This is a genomic window from Streptomyces sp. NPDC056480 (assembly GCF_042795405.1).
Taxonomy (GTDB): domain Bacteria; phylum Actinomycetota; class Actinomycetes; order Streptomycetales; family Streptomycetaceae; genus Streptomyces.
The window spans coordinates 1-14,420 of record NZ_JBHTSA010000166.1; the positions used below are offsets into that span (position 1 = coordinate 1).

Consider the following 14,420-nt stretch of genomic DNA (forward strand, 5'->3'; position numbering starts at 1 on the left):
GTCTCCGCCCGCTCCCCGCCGTCCCAGGTCCTACCGCGTCCTGCCGCGCCGGTTTCAGCCCAGCTTCGACACGTCCCTGACCGCGCCCTTGTCGGCGCTCGTCGCCATCGCCGCGTAGGCGCGCAGGGCCGCCGACACCTTGCGCTGCCGGTTCTTCGGCTCGTACACGCCGTTCAGCGCCTCGCGGCGGGCGGCCAGGGTGGCCTCGTCGACGAGGAGCTCGATGGAGCGGTTCGGGATGTCGATGCGGATCCGGTCGCCGTCCTCGACGAGGGCGATCGTGCCGCCCGAGGCCGCCTCCGGCGACGCGTGGCCGATGGACAGTCCGGACGTGCCGCCCGAGAAGCGTCCGTCGGTGACCAGCGCGCAGGTCTTGCCCAGGCCGCGGCCCTTGAGGAAGGAGGTCGGGTAGAGCATCTCCTGCATGCCGGGGCCGCCGCGCGGTCCCTCGTAGCGGATGACGACCACGTCGCCGTCCGTGACCTGCTTGTTCAGGATCTTCTCGACGGCCTCGTCCTGCGACTCGCAGACCACGGCCGGGCCCTCGAAGGTCCAGATCGACTCGTCGACGCCGGCCGTCTTCACGACGCAGCCGTCGGCGGCGAGGTTGCCGTGCAGCACGGCGAGGCCGCCGTCCTTGGAGTACGCGTGGGCCGCGTCGCGGATGCAGCCGCCGGCCGCGTCCACGTCGAGCGCCTCCCAGCGCTCGGACTGCGAGAAGGCGGTCGCCGAACGGACGCAGCCGGGGGCCGCGTGCCACATCTCGACGGACTCGTCGGTCGGGGAGCCGCCGCGCACGTCCCAGGCGTCCAGCCACTCCTTGATGGAGCGGGAGTGGACGGAGTGGACGTCCTCGTTGAGGAGGCCGGCGCGGTAGAGCTCGCCGAGGATGGCGGGGATGCCGCCCGCCCGGTGCACGTCCTCCATGTAGTACGTGCGGTCCTTGGCGACGTTCGGGGCGACCTTGGCCAGGCAGGGCACCCGGCGCGAGACCTCGTCCATGTCCGGCAGGCCGTAGTCGAGCTCGGCCTCCTGGGCGGCGGCGAGCAGGTGCAGGATCGTGTTGGTCGAGCCGCCCATGGCGATGTCGAGGGCCATGGCGTTCTCGAAGGCCGCGCGGGTCGCGATCGAGCGCGGCAGGACGGAGGCGTCGTCCTCGTCGTAGTAGCGCCGGGTGATCTCGACGACCGTGCGGGCGGCGTTCTCGTACAGCGCCTTGCGGCCGGTGTGGGTGGCGAGCATCGAGCCGTTGCCCGGCAGGGAGAGGCCGATGGCCTCGGTCAGGCAGTTCATCGAGTTGGCGGTGAACATGCCGGAACAGGAGCCGCAGGTCGGGCAGGCGTTCTCCTCGATGCGGGCGATGTCCTCGTCCGAGATCTTCGGGTTCACCGCGTCGGAGATCGCGTCGACCAGGTCGAGCGTGCGGACCGTGCCGTCGACGAGGGTCGCCCGGCCGGACTCCATCGGGCCGCCGGAGACGAAGACCGTCGGGATGTTGAGGCGCAGGGCGGCCATCAGCATGCCGGGGGTGATCTTGTCGCAGTTGGAGATGCAGATCAGGGCGTCGGCGCAGTGCGCCTCGACCATGTACTCCACGCTGTCCGCGATCAGGTCGCGGGAGGGCAGCGAGTAGAGCATGCCGCCGTGGCCCATGGCGATGCCGTCGTCGACGGCGATCGTGTTGAACTCGCGCGGGATGGCGCCGGCGGCCGTGATGGCCTCGGAGACGATCCGGCCGACGGGCTGCAGGTGGGTGTGGCCCGGGACGAACTCCGTGAAGGAGTTGGCGACCGCGATGATCGGCTTCCGGCCGATGTCCGCGCCGGGTACACCGGAGGCGCGCATAAGGGCGCGTGCGCCCGCCATGTTGCGGCCGTGGGTGACTGTGCGGGACCTCAGCTCGGGCATCGTCGCTCGCTCCTCAGTGATGGGGGTGCTTGCTTTCGAGCGTACGCCGAAGGACCAAGATCTGGACAGCGCGTCCGCATGGCGGACCGGCTGTTCAGCTTTCGGTCAGCGGCCGCCCGGTGGGGCTCAGGCCTCGGTCAGATAGCGCTGGAGGGTCGGGGCCACCATGGCCACGATCTCCTCCGGGTCCACCGAGGCCATCGGCTCGACCTGGATCACGTACCGCAGGATCGCGATCCCGATCATGTGGGAGGCAGCCAGCTCCGCACGGAACCTGGGGTCCGGTACGTCGAGCTCGTCCGCGATCCGCTCCAGGAGCCGCCGCAGCACGAAGGTCCTGAGCACCTTGGCCGCGGCCTCGTGGGTGAGCGCGGAGCGGACGATCGCGAGGAGCGGGGCGCGGCTGACCGGGTTCTCCCAGACGCCGATGAAGAACCGGGCGAGCCGTTCCCCGATGGTCTCGCGCGGGCCGCCGACGATCGCCGGGACGACCGACGCGGGCTCGAAGGAGACCTCGATCGCCGCCGCGAAGACCTCGTCCTTCGTACCGAAGTAGTGGTGGACGAGGGCCGCGTCGACACCGGCCGCCTTGGCGATGCCGCGGACCGAGGTCTTGTCGTAGCCGCGCTCCGCGAACTGGGCGCGGGCCGCCTCCAGGATCCGCTCCCGCGCGCCCGGTCCGCTCTCCTCCTCGGTACGGGACGGGCGGCCGCGCCTGCGGGGGGACGGTTCGGTCACGGGCGCGGCACCCGGGACGGGCGGGTGGCCGCGGAGGCGAGGTGGAGCCGGGTGAAGGCCAGGGCCTCGGCGAGGTCGGCCTCGCGTTCGGCGGCTGACATCGCGCGGCGGGTGTTGACCTCGATGACGACATGGCCGTCGAAGCCGGTGCGGGCCAGGCGCTCCAGGAGCTCGGCGCAGGGCTGCGTGCCGCGCCCCGGGACCAGGTGCTCGTCCTTGGCGGAGCCCTTGCCGTCGGCGAGGTGGACGTGGCCGAGCCGGTCGCCCATGCGGTCGATCATCGAGAGGGCGTCGGTGCGGGCGGTCGCCGTGTGGGAGAGGTCGACGGTGAAGTGCCGGTAGTCGTCCTTGGTGACGTCCCACTCGGGGGCGTACGCGAGCATCTCGCGGTCCTTGTACCGCCACGGGTACATGTTCTCGACGGCGAACCGCACATCGGTCTCGTCCGCCATCCGCCAGATGCCGGTGACGAAGTCCTTGGCGTACTGGCGCTGCCAGCGGAACGGCGGGTGCACGACGACCGTCGACGCGCCGAGGCGCTCGGCCGCGGCCTGGGCGCGCTGGAGCTTGACCCACGGGTCGGTGGACCAGACGCGCTGGGTGATGAGGAGGCAGGGGGCGTGGACGGCCAGGATCGGGACCTGGTGGTAGTCGGAGAGCCGGCGCAGTGCCTCGACGTCCTGGCTGACCGGATCGGTCCACACCATGACCTCGACACCGTCGTACCCGAGGCGCGCGGCGATCTCGAAGGCCGTCGCCGTCGACTCCGGATAGACCGAGGCCGTCGACAGGGCGACCTTCGCATCCGGGATGCGCACCACTGGTTCTGCCACGGAGACAGGGTACGGGGCCCGTCGGGGAGCCGGGGGGTGGTTCCGGTCACGCCCGGCCGGGGCACGCGCGCGTGAACGGGGGCACGGACGGCGCGCGGTGGGGGCGCTTCCCGTGCGCCGCCGGCCCGCACGTCCCTGCCCCCCGTAGGCCTCTGCCCCGTACGTGCCTCCTCGTACGCCGCGGCCCTCACGCCCCTCGTACGCCGTGGCCCCGTACGCCCTGCCCCGTGCGCCCTGCCCCCTACGCGCTACTCCTCCGGCAGGTGGTCCAGACGGCGCAGGATGACGCCCTCGCGCAGGGCCCAGGGACAGATCTCCAGCTCCTCCACGCCGAGGAGGTCCATCGCGCCCTCCGCCACCATCGCGCCCGCGAGGAGCTGTCCGGCGCGGCCCTCCGAGACGCCCGGCAGCGCGGCGCGCTCGGGAACGGTCATGCCGGCCAGGCGCGGGACCCACTCCTCCAGGGACGCTCGGGTCAGCACCCGCTGGACGTAGAGGCCCTCCCCCGAGCCGGGGGCGCCGGCGATCCTCGCCAGCTGCTTGAAGGTCTTGGAGGTGGCCACGACGTGATCGGGCCGGCCGGCGCGGCTGAACTCGCCGACCGTACGGGCGATCTGCGCGCGCACATGGCGGCGGAGCGCCTTCACGTCGGCGGAGTCGGCCGGGTCGCCCGGCAGCCAGCCGGCGGTCAGCCGGCCCGCGCCGAGCGGCAGGGAGACCGCCGTGTCGGGGTCCTCGTCGATGCCGTACGCCACTTCGAGGGAACCGCCCCCGATGTCGAGGAGGAGCAGCTTGCCCGCGGACCAGCCGAACCAGCGGCGGGCCGCGAGGAAGGTGAGCCGGGCCTCCTCCTCACCGGTGAGGACCTGGAGGTCGACGCCCGTCTCGTCCCTCACGCGCGCGAGGACGGCGTCCGCGTTGGTCGCCTCGCGGACCGCGGAGGTCGCGAACGGGAGCACCTCCTCGCAGCCCTTGTCCTCGGCGGCGAGCAGCGCGTCCCGGACGGTCGCGATGAGCCGCTCGACGCCGAAGGGCGCGATCGCGCCCTTCTCGTCGAGAAGTTCGGCGAGCCGCAGCTCCGCCTTGTGGGAATGGGCGGGCAGCGGCCGGGCGCCGGGGTGGGCGTCCACCACCAGGAAGTGCACTGTGTTCGAACCGACGTCGAGGACTCCGAGTCTCATGGGCGGAACGCTACTGCGCCGACCCGCATACGCTTGGACTTGTGCCAAAGACGAAAAAGGCGAAACCGGGCAAAGACAGTGCGGTCAAGAGTGCCAAGAAGCGGGGCAAGAACGTGGAGCCGGACGAGAAGGGCCTCGATTTCGCGCGCGCGTGGGTCGAGTTTCCCGACCCGGCCGACGAGGAGCAGATCTTCCGCTGCGACCTGACCTGGCTGACCTCGCGCTGGTCGTGCGTCTTCGGCAGCGGCTGCCAGGGGATCCAGGCGGGCCGGGCCGACGACGGCTGCTGCACGCTGGGCGCGCACTTCTCCGACGAGGACGACGAGAAGCGGGTCGCGACGCACGTGGCACGCCTCACCCCGGAGCTGTGGCAGTTCCACGACGTCGGTACGGACTCGGGCTGGACCCAGCTCGACGAGGACGGCGACCGGCAGACCCGCCGCTGGGAGGGATCCTGCATCTTCCAGAACCGTCCGGGGTTCGCGGGCGGCGCGGGCTGCTCGCTGCACATCCTGGCCCTGAAGGAGGGCAAGGAGCCGCTGGAGACCAAGCCGGACGTCTGCTGGCAGCTGCCGGTGCGGCGTACGTACGACTGGATCGAGCGGCCCGACGACACCAAGGTCCTCCAGGTGTCGATCGGTGAGTACGACCGGCGGGGCTGGGGTCCGGGCGGTCACGACCTGCACTGGTGGTGCACGTCGGCGACGTCGGCGCACGGCGCCGGGGAGCCGGTCTACGTCACGTACCGGCCGGAGCTCACCGAGATGATGGGCAAGGAGGCGTACGAGGTCCTGGTCGGGCTGTGCGAGGCGCGGCTCTCCTCGCAGCTGCCGCTGGTGGCGCCGCACCCGGCCGACCCGAAGCGCTAGCACCTCGAAGCGCGAGAACCCCGAAGCGCTAGCACCTCGAAGCGCCGGCGCCGGCCGGGTCTGCCGTGACGCGAGGCGGCCGGTCGGCCTCGCGTCCGGCGCCCGGCCGGCCCCCCGACCGGCGCCCGGTCGGCCTCGCGTCCGGCGCCGGGCCGGCGCCCCTCGCGCGGCGCCCCCGCCGGGTTTCAGGACGACGACGGCGGGGGCGGTTCCTCCGTCGTCGGGGGCTGCGTGGTCGGTTCCGTCGGGCCCGGGTCCGTCGTCGGAGGCGGTTCCTCCGTGGTCGGCGGCGGGGTGGTCGGCTCCGTGGTCGGCGGGCTCGTCGGCGGGTCGGTCGGCTCGGTCGTCGGAGGCGGTTCCTCCGTGGTCGGCGGCGGCGTGGTCGGCTCCGACGTGGGCGGGCTCGTCGGCGGCGTGGTGGGCTCGGTCGTGGTCGGCGGCGGTGTCACCGGGTCGACGACGACCGGCGGCGGCGGCGCGGTCTGTCCGCGTCCGTCGATCCTGACCACCGCACCGGAGGGGTTCACCCCGATCCGGGCGCTCCACGCGCCGTGCGGCTCACGGCCGTGGTCGACGCGGACGGTGACGGTGATCGTCTCGCCCGGGCGGAGGGTGCCGGAGGCCCGGCTCACGTACAGCCAGGGCGCGTCCGTCCACAGCGACCAGTCGACGGGGGACCCGCCGGAGGCGGTGAGCGTGAGCAGCGTCAGATCGCCGTGGCCGCGCGCGGAGACCGTGACCCAGCCGGCGGCGGGCTCCCCCGGTGCGCCGGGGCCCGCGGGGCCGGTGGGACCGCCGGGGCTGAGCACCTCGACGGAGACGTCGGGGGCGCGGCTGCCCCGGGTGAAGCGGGGCTCGGGGGTGGTGCGGGCGTTGCCCGCGTTCTCGTAGTGGTCGTACGGGCGTCCGTCGGGGCCGTCCGGTTCGTCCGCCTCGCGCGCGCTGATCCGGGATCCGTCGCGGGCGCTCGTGTCGGCGACCGGGGTGCCCCGGTAGGAGGTCCACAGGGCGAGGACGGGCGCGGCGACCACGGCCGCGACGACGGTGGTCGTCACCGCGCGGGCCCGCAGCCGGTCGCGGCGCGCCACATGGTCCTTCGGGTCCATCGGGAAGCCGGTCGGCGAGAAGCGCGGGGCGCCGGCACGCGCGCGGGGGACGTGCAGCATCGCCATGTACGCGGCCGCCCTGGGCGCCTCGACGAGCGGCAGTCGGGCCTGTGGCAGCGCTCCGGCACCGGGCCAGGGGCCGGCCGCACCCACGCGCTCGGCGGCCTTCCGGCAGCGGGGGCAGTCGTCGACGTGCCGGACGAGTTCCGCGCGCAGGGCGGCCGACAGCAGCACCTGGTGGTCGCCGGTGAGCCGGGCCACGGTGGGGCAGCTGCCGGTCTCGACGACGGCGAGGGCGGCACGGGTGCGCTCGACCTCGCAGCCGGCGGTGGCGAGGAGCTCGCGGGCGGCGAGCGGGTCGAGGGAGAGCACGGCGGCGACCTGACGGTGGCTGAGACCGTGCCGTACGGCCAGTTCCAGGGCCTCGCGCTGCTCGGGTGTGGTGCCGGCGGCCTCGGGCCAGGCGAGCCGGGCGAGTTCGGCGCGGCGCCGCTCGGCGGTCTCCTCGGGGACCCGGGGCGGCTCGGGGGCGGTGACGGCGGGGCGCCCCGTGTGGGCGCCCTGGCGCCGGCGGCGCTGCTCGCCGAGGCTGCGCAGGCACGCCCAGCGGGCGAGGGCGTACAGCCAGGCCGTGCGGCCGTCCTCGTCCGAGGGGCAGCGGCCGTGGTGGCGCTCGGCGACGGCGAGGACGTCGCCGAGGACGGCGGTGGCCGTGTCGTGGTCGCAGAGCACGGAGAGGCAGTACGTGAAGAGGCCGTCGAGGGCGGCCTCGTAGCGGGCGGGGGGCCTCCGGCCGAGCGGGCGCGGTCCCTGGTCCGTGGCGCGGTGCGCCCGGTGTGCGCCGGTGGTGCGTGCGGGGGAATCCAGCCTGCTGCTCGTCACCGGTCGACCGTAGGCAGCGCAGGGGGCGCTTTTCGTACCGGTCGCGTTCTTCTCATTCTTACGGGTGAAGGTATCGCTCGAAAGGGGACAGGAATCTGACATTCCGGGGGCCTGTGGAGACTCGGCGCCGGCTGTCGGTGGCTGCCGCTACGGTGGCGACATGGCTGCCCGTACGAAATCGACCAAGGACCGGCCGTCCTACCGCTGCACCGAGTGCGGCTGGCAGACGGCCAAGTGGCTCGGCCGCTGCCCCGAGTGCCAGGCCTGGGGGACGGTCGAGGAGTACGGCGCGCCCGCCGTCCGGACGACCGCGGCCGGCCGGGTCTCCACCGCCGCCGTCCCCATCGGACAGGTCGACGGCCGGCAGGCGACCGCCCGCTCGACCGGCGTCGACGAGCTGGACCGGGTCCTCGGCGGGGGTCTGGTGCCCGGCGCCGTCGTGCTGCTCGCGGGCGAGCCGGGCGTCGGCAAGTCCACGCTCCTGCTCGACGTGGCGGCCAAGGCGGCCAGCGACGAGCACCGCACGCTCTACGTCACCGGCGAGGAGTCCGCGAGCCAGGTCCGGCTGCGCGCCGACCGGATCAACGCCCTCAGCGACCATCTGTACCTCGCCGCCGAGACCGACCTGTCGGCCGTCCTCGGGCACCTCGACGCCGTGAAGCCCTCGCTGCTGATCATGGACTCGGTGCAGACCGTCGCCTCCCCCGAGATCGACGGCGCGCCCGGCGGCATGGCCCAGGTCCGCGAGGTCGCCGGCGCGCTCATCCGGGCCTCCAAGGAGCGCGGCATGTCCACGCTCCTCGTCGGCCACGTCACCAAGGACGGGGCGATCGCCGGCCCCCGGCTCCTGGAACACCTGGTCGACGTCGTGCTGAGCTTCGAGGGCGACCGGCACGCGCGCCTGCGGCTGGTCCGCGGCGTGAAGAACCGGTACGGGGCGACCGACGAGGTCGGCTGCTTCGAACTCCACGACGAGGGCATCACGGGCCTGGCCGACCCCTCCGGGCTCTTCCTGACCCGGCGTGACGTGGCCGTGCCGGGCACCTGTCTGACGGTCACCCTGGAGGGCCGCCGCCCGCTGGTCGCCGAGGTCCAGTCGCTGACCGTGGACAGCCAGATCCCGTCGCCGCGCCGGACCGTCTCCGGTCTGGAGACCTCCCGGGTCTCGATGATGTTGGCGGTCCTTGAGCAGCGCGGCCGGATCAGCGCGCTGGGCAAGCGGGACATCTACAGCGCGACCGTGGGCGGCGTGAAGCTCACCGAGCCCGCCGCCGACCTGGCGATCGCGCTCGCGCTCGCCTCCGCGGCGAGCGACACCCCGCTGCCGAAGAACCTGGTGGCGATCGGCGAGGTCGGCCTCGCCGGCGAGGTCCGGCGGGTGACCGGCGTCCAGCGCCGGCTGGCCGAGGCGCACCGGCTGGGCTTCACGCACGCGCTGGTCCCCTCGGACCCGGGCAAGGTGCCGCCCGGCATGAAGGTGACGGAGGTCGCGGACATGGGCGACGCGCTGCGGGTGCTCCCGCGCGGTCGCCGCGCGAAGACGCCGGAGGGGGCGGAGGGGGCGGAGAAGTAGCGGGCCGCGGCGGGGCTCGACCGGCCGGTTCGGCCCCTCGCCGGAGGCACCGGCCGGAGGGACCCGGAGCGGTCGACGCCGAATGTTCACACCGCGCGGACGGTTCGCTCCGTACGCTTCGCAAAGACGCGGAGGGTTAGGTCCGTGTCGGGGCGGGGACGCCTTTCGGACCACCGCGATCGGTCGGGGGCGGAGGGCGGCGGGGTGGTGTCGCTAGACTTTGCCCTGGTCTCGCCCATCCGTACGAGCCGGAGGAGAGCAGTGGCAGCCAAGGACGGGGCAGCAGCTCCTGGAAAGTCCGGCGCGGGCTCCGGCAACGAAGCGCTGATGCGCGCCGCGCTGAGCGCCGTCGCGCCCGGCACCGCGCTGCGTGACGGCCTGGAGCGGATCCTCCGCGGCAACACGGGCGGTCTCATCGTGCTCGGCCTCGACAAGACGGTCGACTCGATGTGCACCGGCGGTTTCGTGCTGGACGTCGAGTTCGCCGCCACGCGCCTGCGCGAGCTGTGCAAGCTCGACGGCGCGCTCGTCCTCGACAAGGACATCACCAAGATCCACCGCGCGGGCGTGCAGCTGGTTCCGGACGCCTCCATCCCCACCGAGGAGACCGGCACCCGGCACCGCACGGCGGACCGGGTCTCCAAGCAGTGCAACTTCCCGGTCGTCTCCGTCTCCCAGTCGATGCGGCTGATCGCGCTGTACGTGGACGGTGAGCGCCGGGTCCTGGAGGAGTCGGGCACGATCCTGTCCCGGGCCAACCAGGCGCTCGCGACCCTGGAGCGGTACAAGCTCCGGCTGGACGAGGTGGCCGGCACGCTCTCCGCGCTGGAGATCGAGGACCTGGTCACGGTCCGGGACGTCACCGCCGTCGCCCAGCGGCTCGAGATGGTCCGCCGGATCGCCACCGAGATCGCCGAGTACGTGGTCGAGCTCGGCACGGACGGGCGGCTCCTCTCGCTCCAGCTGGACGAGTTGATCGCGGGCGTGGAGCCGGAGCGCGAGCTGGTCATCCGGGACTACGTGCCGGAGCCGACGGCCAAGCGCTCGCGGACGGTCGCGGAGGCGCTCACCGAGCTGGACGCGCTGACCCACACCGAGCTGCTGGAACTGCCGGTCGTGGCGCGGGCCCTGGGCTACAGCGGCTCGCCCGAGACCCTGGACTCGGCCGTCTCGCCGCGCGGCTACCGGCTCCTCGCCAAGGTGCCGCGGCTCCCCGGCGCGATCATCGAGCGGCTCGTGGAGCACTTCGGCGGGCTGCAGAAGCTGCTCGCGGCGAGTGTGGACGACCTCCAGACCGTGGACGGCGTCGGCGAGGCCCGCGCCCGCAGCGTGCGCGAGGGCCTGTCCCGGCTGGCGGAGTCCTCGATCCTGGAGCGGTACGTCTAGGACGTACCGCTCGGCGCCGTCGAAGGCCCTGACCGACCGGGCCTGACTTTGAGTGCCCGGAGCTTCGGCCCTCGGCCGAGCGGTGCCGGCCGCTCGATCCCGGCCGTTCGGTCCCGGCCGCTCAGCCCTCGGCCGTTCGGTCCCGGCCGCTCAGCCCTCGGCCGTTCAGTCCTCGGCCGACCGGTCCCGGCCGTTCAGTCCTTGGCGAGCGTGAACGAGGCCGGGAGGATCTTCGCGCCCGGCATCGTCGCCTCCACGAGGTAGGTGCCGGGGCCGGCCTGGCCCGCCGGGGCGGTGGCGCACCGCGGGGCGCTGCGCCCGCGGTCCCACTCCACGGTGTGGGTGACGGTGGCGCCCGCCGGGACGCGCAGCAGGACCGGGTCTCCGGGGCGCGGGCAGTCGGCGGAGGACCAGACCTCGTCGTCCTGCTTGTCACTGATCGTCAGAACCGCGGCGCGGGGCCCGAAGTCGGCCTTGCAGGCGGCCTTCGAGGTGTTCCTGGCGACGAGCTGGAAGCGGGGGCTCTCCCCCGTCTCGTAGCTGACCTTGGCGCTGCGGAGCGTCAACTGCAGTGCTCCGGCAGGGCAGTTCGGGAGCGGGGAGTCGGCCGGGACCTGCTGTCCCGCACCGGTGCCCGCGCCACCGTCGCCGCCCGCGCCGTCGGTGTCGCCGTTCTTGCCGCCGCCTTCGGTTCCGGCGGCCGTACCCGCGTCCGCACCGGCGTCGGTGCCCGATCCCGGGTCCGTACCGGAACCGGCCGAGTCGCCCGGGCCTCCGGTGCCGCCGGTGGTGTCTCCGCTGCCGCCGGAGTCGCCCGACTCGTCGCGCCCGCCCGGCTGTTGGCTGATCGCCTCGCCGGTGCCCGAGGGGCCCGGAGTGATGGAGGGAGGAGTGGAAGAGGCGCCGTTGGCCCCGTCGTTCGCCTTCTTCCCGCCCCCGTCACCGGAGGTGACGGCCCAGACGGCGAGGAGCGCGAGAAGCGCCACCAGGCACGCCGCCACCGCCCTCCGTCGCCAGTAGATGGTGGAGGGAAGCGGCCCGACCGGATTGCGCAAAGATCCCACGACCCGAACCTTACGAGAGATCCGGGCCAACTCCCGCCCCACCCGCCGCCCGAGACATCAAGTTTTGCCGATGATCACATCCGTCGGTTCCGGGAACTTTTCCCGGAACGGTGCTCCGAAGCTCGTGCGAGCCCGCCCGAAACCGGCGGGAACCGGAGCGAATCGCGAACACCCCCACTTTCGTCGGGGGTCGTTCTGGCCGTTGGCCCGGGGCGGTGGACTCCGGATTCCGGTTAGCGTCTTTCACCATGAACACCCTCCTCGACCTCTCCGACCGGCTCTATCTCGATGTCGCCGACTTCGCCCACGCGACCCCCCACTGGTTCCAGTGGCTCGCCGAGGTCTGGACCGAGGCCGGACTGCTGTTGTTCGGCGCGCTGTTCCTGGCCGGCTGGTGGCGCTCCCGCGAAGGCTCGAGCCGGGCGATGGCGCTCGCGCTGCTCGCCCCGCTCGCCACGGCCTTCGGGTACGTGGTGAGCGAGTCGCTGAAGTCGCTGGTCGACGAGGACCGTCCGTGCCGTGCCGTCCTCGGGGCGCCCGACCCGCTCGTCACCTGCCCGCCGTACGGCGACTGGTCCTTCCCCAGCAACCACTCGGCCATCGCCGGCGCGGCCGCGATCGCGCTCGCCCTCTCCTGGCGCGGGATCGTCTGGCTGACCGTGCCGATGGCGCTGCTCATGGCGTTCTCCCGGGTCTTCGTCGGCGTGCACTACCCGCACGACGTGACCGTCGGTCTGCTCCTCGGCGGTCTGGTCGCCTTCCTCGTCATGCGGGCGGCGGTGCGGCCGGTGGGCGCTCTGGTGGATACGGCCCGGTCGAGCCGGAGCTCGGCCGTGGTGTGGTGCGCAGGGCGTGGGCCCCGGGCTCACGCCCCCGCGCGCGCCGAGGACCCCCCGCACGCCCGCCACGGCGCGTACTGATCGCGTCGGGGACGTGCCAGGATCGGAGGTGCCATGACTTCCATCGACGCTCCCCTCACGCCGGCCGCCCCCGCCGCCGCCGAAGCCCCCGGGGCCTCGGACGGCGCCGAGGCCCTCGCGGCCTCCGGGGCCTTCGAGGCCCCCGCCCTTCCCACGCCCCCCGCCGAGCTGCACGGGCCCGTCCTCGCCTGGTTCGACCGGCACGCCCGCGACCTGCCCTGGCGCCACCCCGAGGCCGGGGCCTGGGGTGTCATGGTCAGCGAGTTCATGCTCCAGCAGACGCCCGTCGTCCGGGTGCTCCCGGTGTACGAGCAGTGGCTCGCGCGCTGGCCGCGCCCGGCCGATCTGGCCGCGGACGCCCCCGGTGAGGCGGTCCGCGCCTGGGGCCGGCTCGGTTATCCGCGCCGGGCCCTGCGGCTGCACGCGGCGGCCGTGGCCATAAAGGAACGGCACGGCGGCGACGTACCGCGCGATCACGGGCAGCTGCTCGCGCTGCCCGGCATCGGCGAGTACACGGCGGCCGCGGTGGCCTCCTTCGCGTACGGGCAGCGGCACGCCGTCCTGGACACCAATGTGCGCCGGGTCTTCGCGCGGGCGGCGACGGGCGTCCAGTACCCGCCGAACGCGACGACGGCCGCGGAGCGCCGGCTCGCCCGCGCGCTGCTGCCGGCGGACGAGGCGACGGCCTCCCGCTGGGCCGCCGCCTCGATGGAACTGGGCGCGCTCGTCTGCACGGCGAAGAGCGAGGACTGCGGGCGCTGCCCGATCGCCGGGCAGTGCGCCTGGCGGCTCGCGGGGAAGCCCGCGCACGACGGCCCGCCGCGCCGCGGCCAGACGTACGCCGGGACCGACCGGCAGGTCCGGGGCCGGCTCCTCGCGGTGCTGCGGGAGTCGACGGAACCGGTGGCGCAGGCGGTGCTGGACAAGGTCTGGGACGAGCCGGTGCAGCGGGCCAGGGCCCTGGACGGCCTGGTCGCCGACGGCCTGGTCGAACCGCTGGACGACGGGCTCTACCGGCTGCCCGTGGCCTGAACCGGGCGCCGCCCGCCCCCTCATCGCGCTGTTACACAACCGACGGGTAGCCGTGCGTCCACCGATGGCTGCCCCGCACAGCCCCGTGACAACCGCTCCGTAGCGTCATCGACGACACGAGGAACGAAGCAGGTCACGGGGTTCGGAGGCGGTTCGGATGAGGCATGGCGAGGTGCTCGATTTCGAGGAGTACGTACGCACGCGGCAGGACGCGCTGCTGCGCAGTGCACGTCGTCTCGTGGCCGACCCCGTCGACGCCCAGGACCTCCTGCAGACGGCCCTCGCCCGTACGTACGGCCGCTGGGACGGCATCGCCGACAAGTCCCTGGCCGACGCCTACCTCCGCCGGGTGATGATCAACACCCGGACCGAGTGGTGGCGCTCCCGCAAGCTCGAAGAGGTGCCGACCGAGCAGCTGCCCGACGCCTGCGTCGACGACCCGACCGAGCAGCACGCCGACCGGGCCCTCCTCATGGACATCCTGAAGGTCCTCGCGCCGAAGCAGCGCAGCGTCGTCGTCCTGCGGCACTGGGAACAGATGAGCACCGAGGAGACGGCGGCGGCGCTCGGCATGTCGACCGGTACGGTGAAGTCGACGCTCCACCGGGCGCTCGCCCGGCTCCGCCAGGAGCTGGAGAGCCGTGATCTCGACGCCCGAGCCCTGGGGCGGACCGGAGAGCGGACGACCGTACGAGGCGACGAGCGGGGGCGGGAGCGGTGCGCGGCCTAGACGGCGAAGCCGACGGCAGAAGACACGACGGCGAAGGCGACATCGACAGCGGTGGCGGCCCCGGCGGCGACGACCGGTACGGAACCGGGCGGCGGCCCCGGCGCCGTACCGCCCATGCGGCGAGCATCACGGCGACCGCCGGGCACGGCGCCCGCGGGGGGTCCAATGCCCCCAGGTCCCCCCGCGGCACCGGCTCCC

12 protein-coding genes are annotated in these 14,420 nt (G+C 73.7%); 6 read left to right on the forward strand and 6 right to left on the reverse strand.

Annotated elements, in window-relative coordinates; all coding sequences use genetic code 11:
• Positions 1-54: 54 nt before the first annotated feature.
• The 4 genes from ilvD to ACFQ79_RS37555 form a co-directional block, all read right to left on the reverse strand.
• Entirely contained in the window at positions 55-1,908 is a 1,854-nt protein-coding gene (ilvD, locus tag ACFQ79_RS37540) for a dihydroxy-acid dehydratase (protein ID WP_383592068.1), read from the reverse strand.
• Between the two features lie 126 nt (positions 1,909-2,034).
• Positions 2,035-2,646, reverse strand: a complete 612-nt coding sequence (locus tag ACFQ79_RS37545; RefSeq protein ID WP_383592070.1) for a TetR family transcriptional regulator — start codon at positions 2,644-2,646, stop codon at positions 2,035-2,037.
• On the reverse strand, positions 2,643-3,479 hold the full coding sequence (locus tag ACFQ79_RS37550; protein ID WP_266966736.1) for a sugar phosphate isomerase/epimerase: 837 nt from the start codon (positions 3,477-3,479) through the stop codon (positions 2,643-2,645). Before ACFQ79_RS37550 ends, ACFQ79_RS37545 begins: the two co-directional genes overlap by 4 nt.
• Positions 3,480-3,727: 248 nt before the next feature.
• Positions 3,728-4,660 (reverse strand): Ppx/GppA family phosphatase, encoded by a 933-nt coding sequence (locus ACFQ79_RS37555; protein ID WP_383592074.1) that lies wholly within the window; start codon positions 4,658-4,660, stop codon positions 3,728-3,730.
• A 41-nt stretch (positions 4,661-4,701) separates the two neighbouring features.
• Here ACFQ79_RS37555 and ACFQ79_RS37560 point away from each other — a divergent pair, with 41 nt between their 5' ends.
• On the forward strand, positions 4,702-5,529 hold the full coding sequence (locus tag ACFQ79_RS37560) for a hypothetical protein (RefSeq protein WP_383592077.1): 828 nt from the start codon (positions 4,702-4,704) through the stop codon (positions 5,527-5,529).
• 185 nt (positions 5,530-5,714) lie between these two features.
• On the opposite strand, the gene ACFQ79_RS37565 is transcribed toward ACFQ79_RS37560, so the two are convergent.
• Positions 5,715-7,517 carry a hypothetical protein gene (locus ACFQ79_RS37565; RefSeq protein ID WP_383592080.1) on the reverse strand — a complete coding sequence of 601 codons (1,803 nt, stop codon included), beginning with the start codon at positions 7,515-7,517 and terminating at the stop codon, positions 5,715-5,717.
• 160 nt (positions 7,518-7,677) lie between these two features.
• On the opposite strand from ACFQ79_RS37565, the gene radA reads away from it, so the two are divergent.
• Positions 7,678-9,090, forward strand: coding sequence for a DNA repair protein RadA (radA, locus tag ACFQ79_RS37570; protein ID WP_383592083.1), 1,413 nt, complete (start codon positions 7,678-7,680; stop codon positions 9,088-9,090).
• A gap of 261 nt (positions 9,091-9,351) precedes the next feature.
• Positions 9,352-10,476 (forward strand): DNA integrity scanning diadenylate cyclase DisA, encoded by a 1,125-nt coding sequence (disA, locus tag ACFQ79_RS37575; RefSeq protein ID WP_056569600.1) that lies wholly within the window; start codon positions 9,352-9,354, stop codon positions 10,474-10,476.
• Between the two features lie 194 nt (positions 10,477-10,670).
• Here the strand turns inward: disA and ACFQ79_RS37580 are convergent, their stop codons facing one another.
• On the reverse strand, positions 10,671-11,540 hold the full coding sequence (locus ACFQ79_RS37580; protein ID WP_383592085.1) for a hypothetical protein: 870 nt from the start codon (positions 11,538-11,540) through the stop codon (positions 10,671-10,673).
• Between the two features lie 248 nt (positions 11,541-11,788).
• Between ACFQ79_RS37580 and ACFQ79_RS37585 the strand changes: the two genes are divergently transcribed.
• From ACFQ79_RS37585 to ACFQ79_RS37595, 3 genes are all read left to right on the forward strand, one after another.
• Complete coding sequence (locus ACFQ79_RS37585) at positions 11,789-12,460, forward strand: phosphatase PAP2 family protein (RefSeq protein WP_383592088.1); 672 nt, start codon at positions 11,789-11,791, stop codon at positions 12,458-12,460.
• A gap of 33 nt (positions 12,461-12,493) precedes the next feature.
• Positions 12,494-13,492 (forward strand): A/G-specific adenine glycosylase, encoded by a 999-nt coding sequence (locus ACFQ79_RS37590; protein ID WP_383592091.1) that lies wholly within the window; start codon positions 12,494-12,496, stop codon positions 13,490-13,492.
• 157 nt (positions 13,493-13,649) lie between these two features.
• Positions 13,650-14,222: a SigE family RNA polymerase sigma factor gene (locus tag ACFQ79_RS37595; protein ID WP_055599255.1), complete on the forward strand. Its 573-nt coding sequence runs from the start codon at positions 13,650-13,652 to the stop codon at positions 14,220-14,222.
• Positions 14,223-14,420 lie beyond the last annotated feature (198 nt).

Coding starts and splice junctions, on each gene's coding strand:
- ilvD (WP_383592068.1), bottom strand. CDS start 1,908: ATGCCCGAGCTGAGGTCCCGCACAGTCACCCACGGCCGCAACATGGCG.
- ACFQ79_RS37555 (WP_383592074.1), bottom strand. CDS start 4,660: ATGAGACTCGGAGTCCTCGACGTCGGTTCGAACACAGTGCACTTCCTG.
- radA (WP_383592083.1), top strand. CDS start 7,678: ATGGCTGCCCGTACGAAATCGACCAAGGACCGGCCGTCCTACCGCTGC.
- ACFQ79_RS37585 (WP_383592088.1), top strand. CDS start 11,789: ATGAACACCCTCCTCGACCTCTCCGACCGGCTCTATCTCGATGTCGCC.
- ACFQ79_RS37590 (WP_383592091.1), top strand. CDS start 12,494: ATGACTTCCATCGACGCTCCCCTCACGCCGGCCGCCCCCGCCGCCGCC.
- ACFQ79_RS37595 (WP_055599255.1), top strand. CDS start 13,650: ATGAGGCATGGCGAGGTGCTCGATTTCGAGGAGTACGTACGCACGCGG.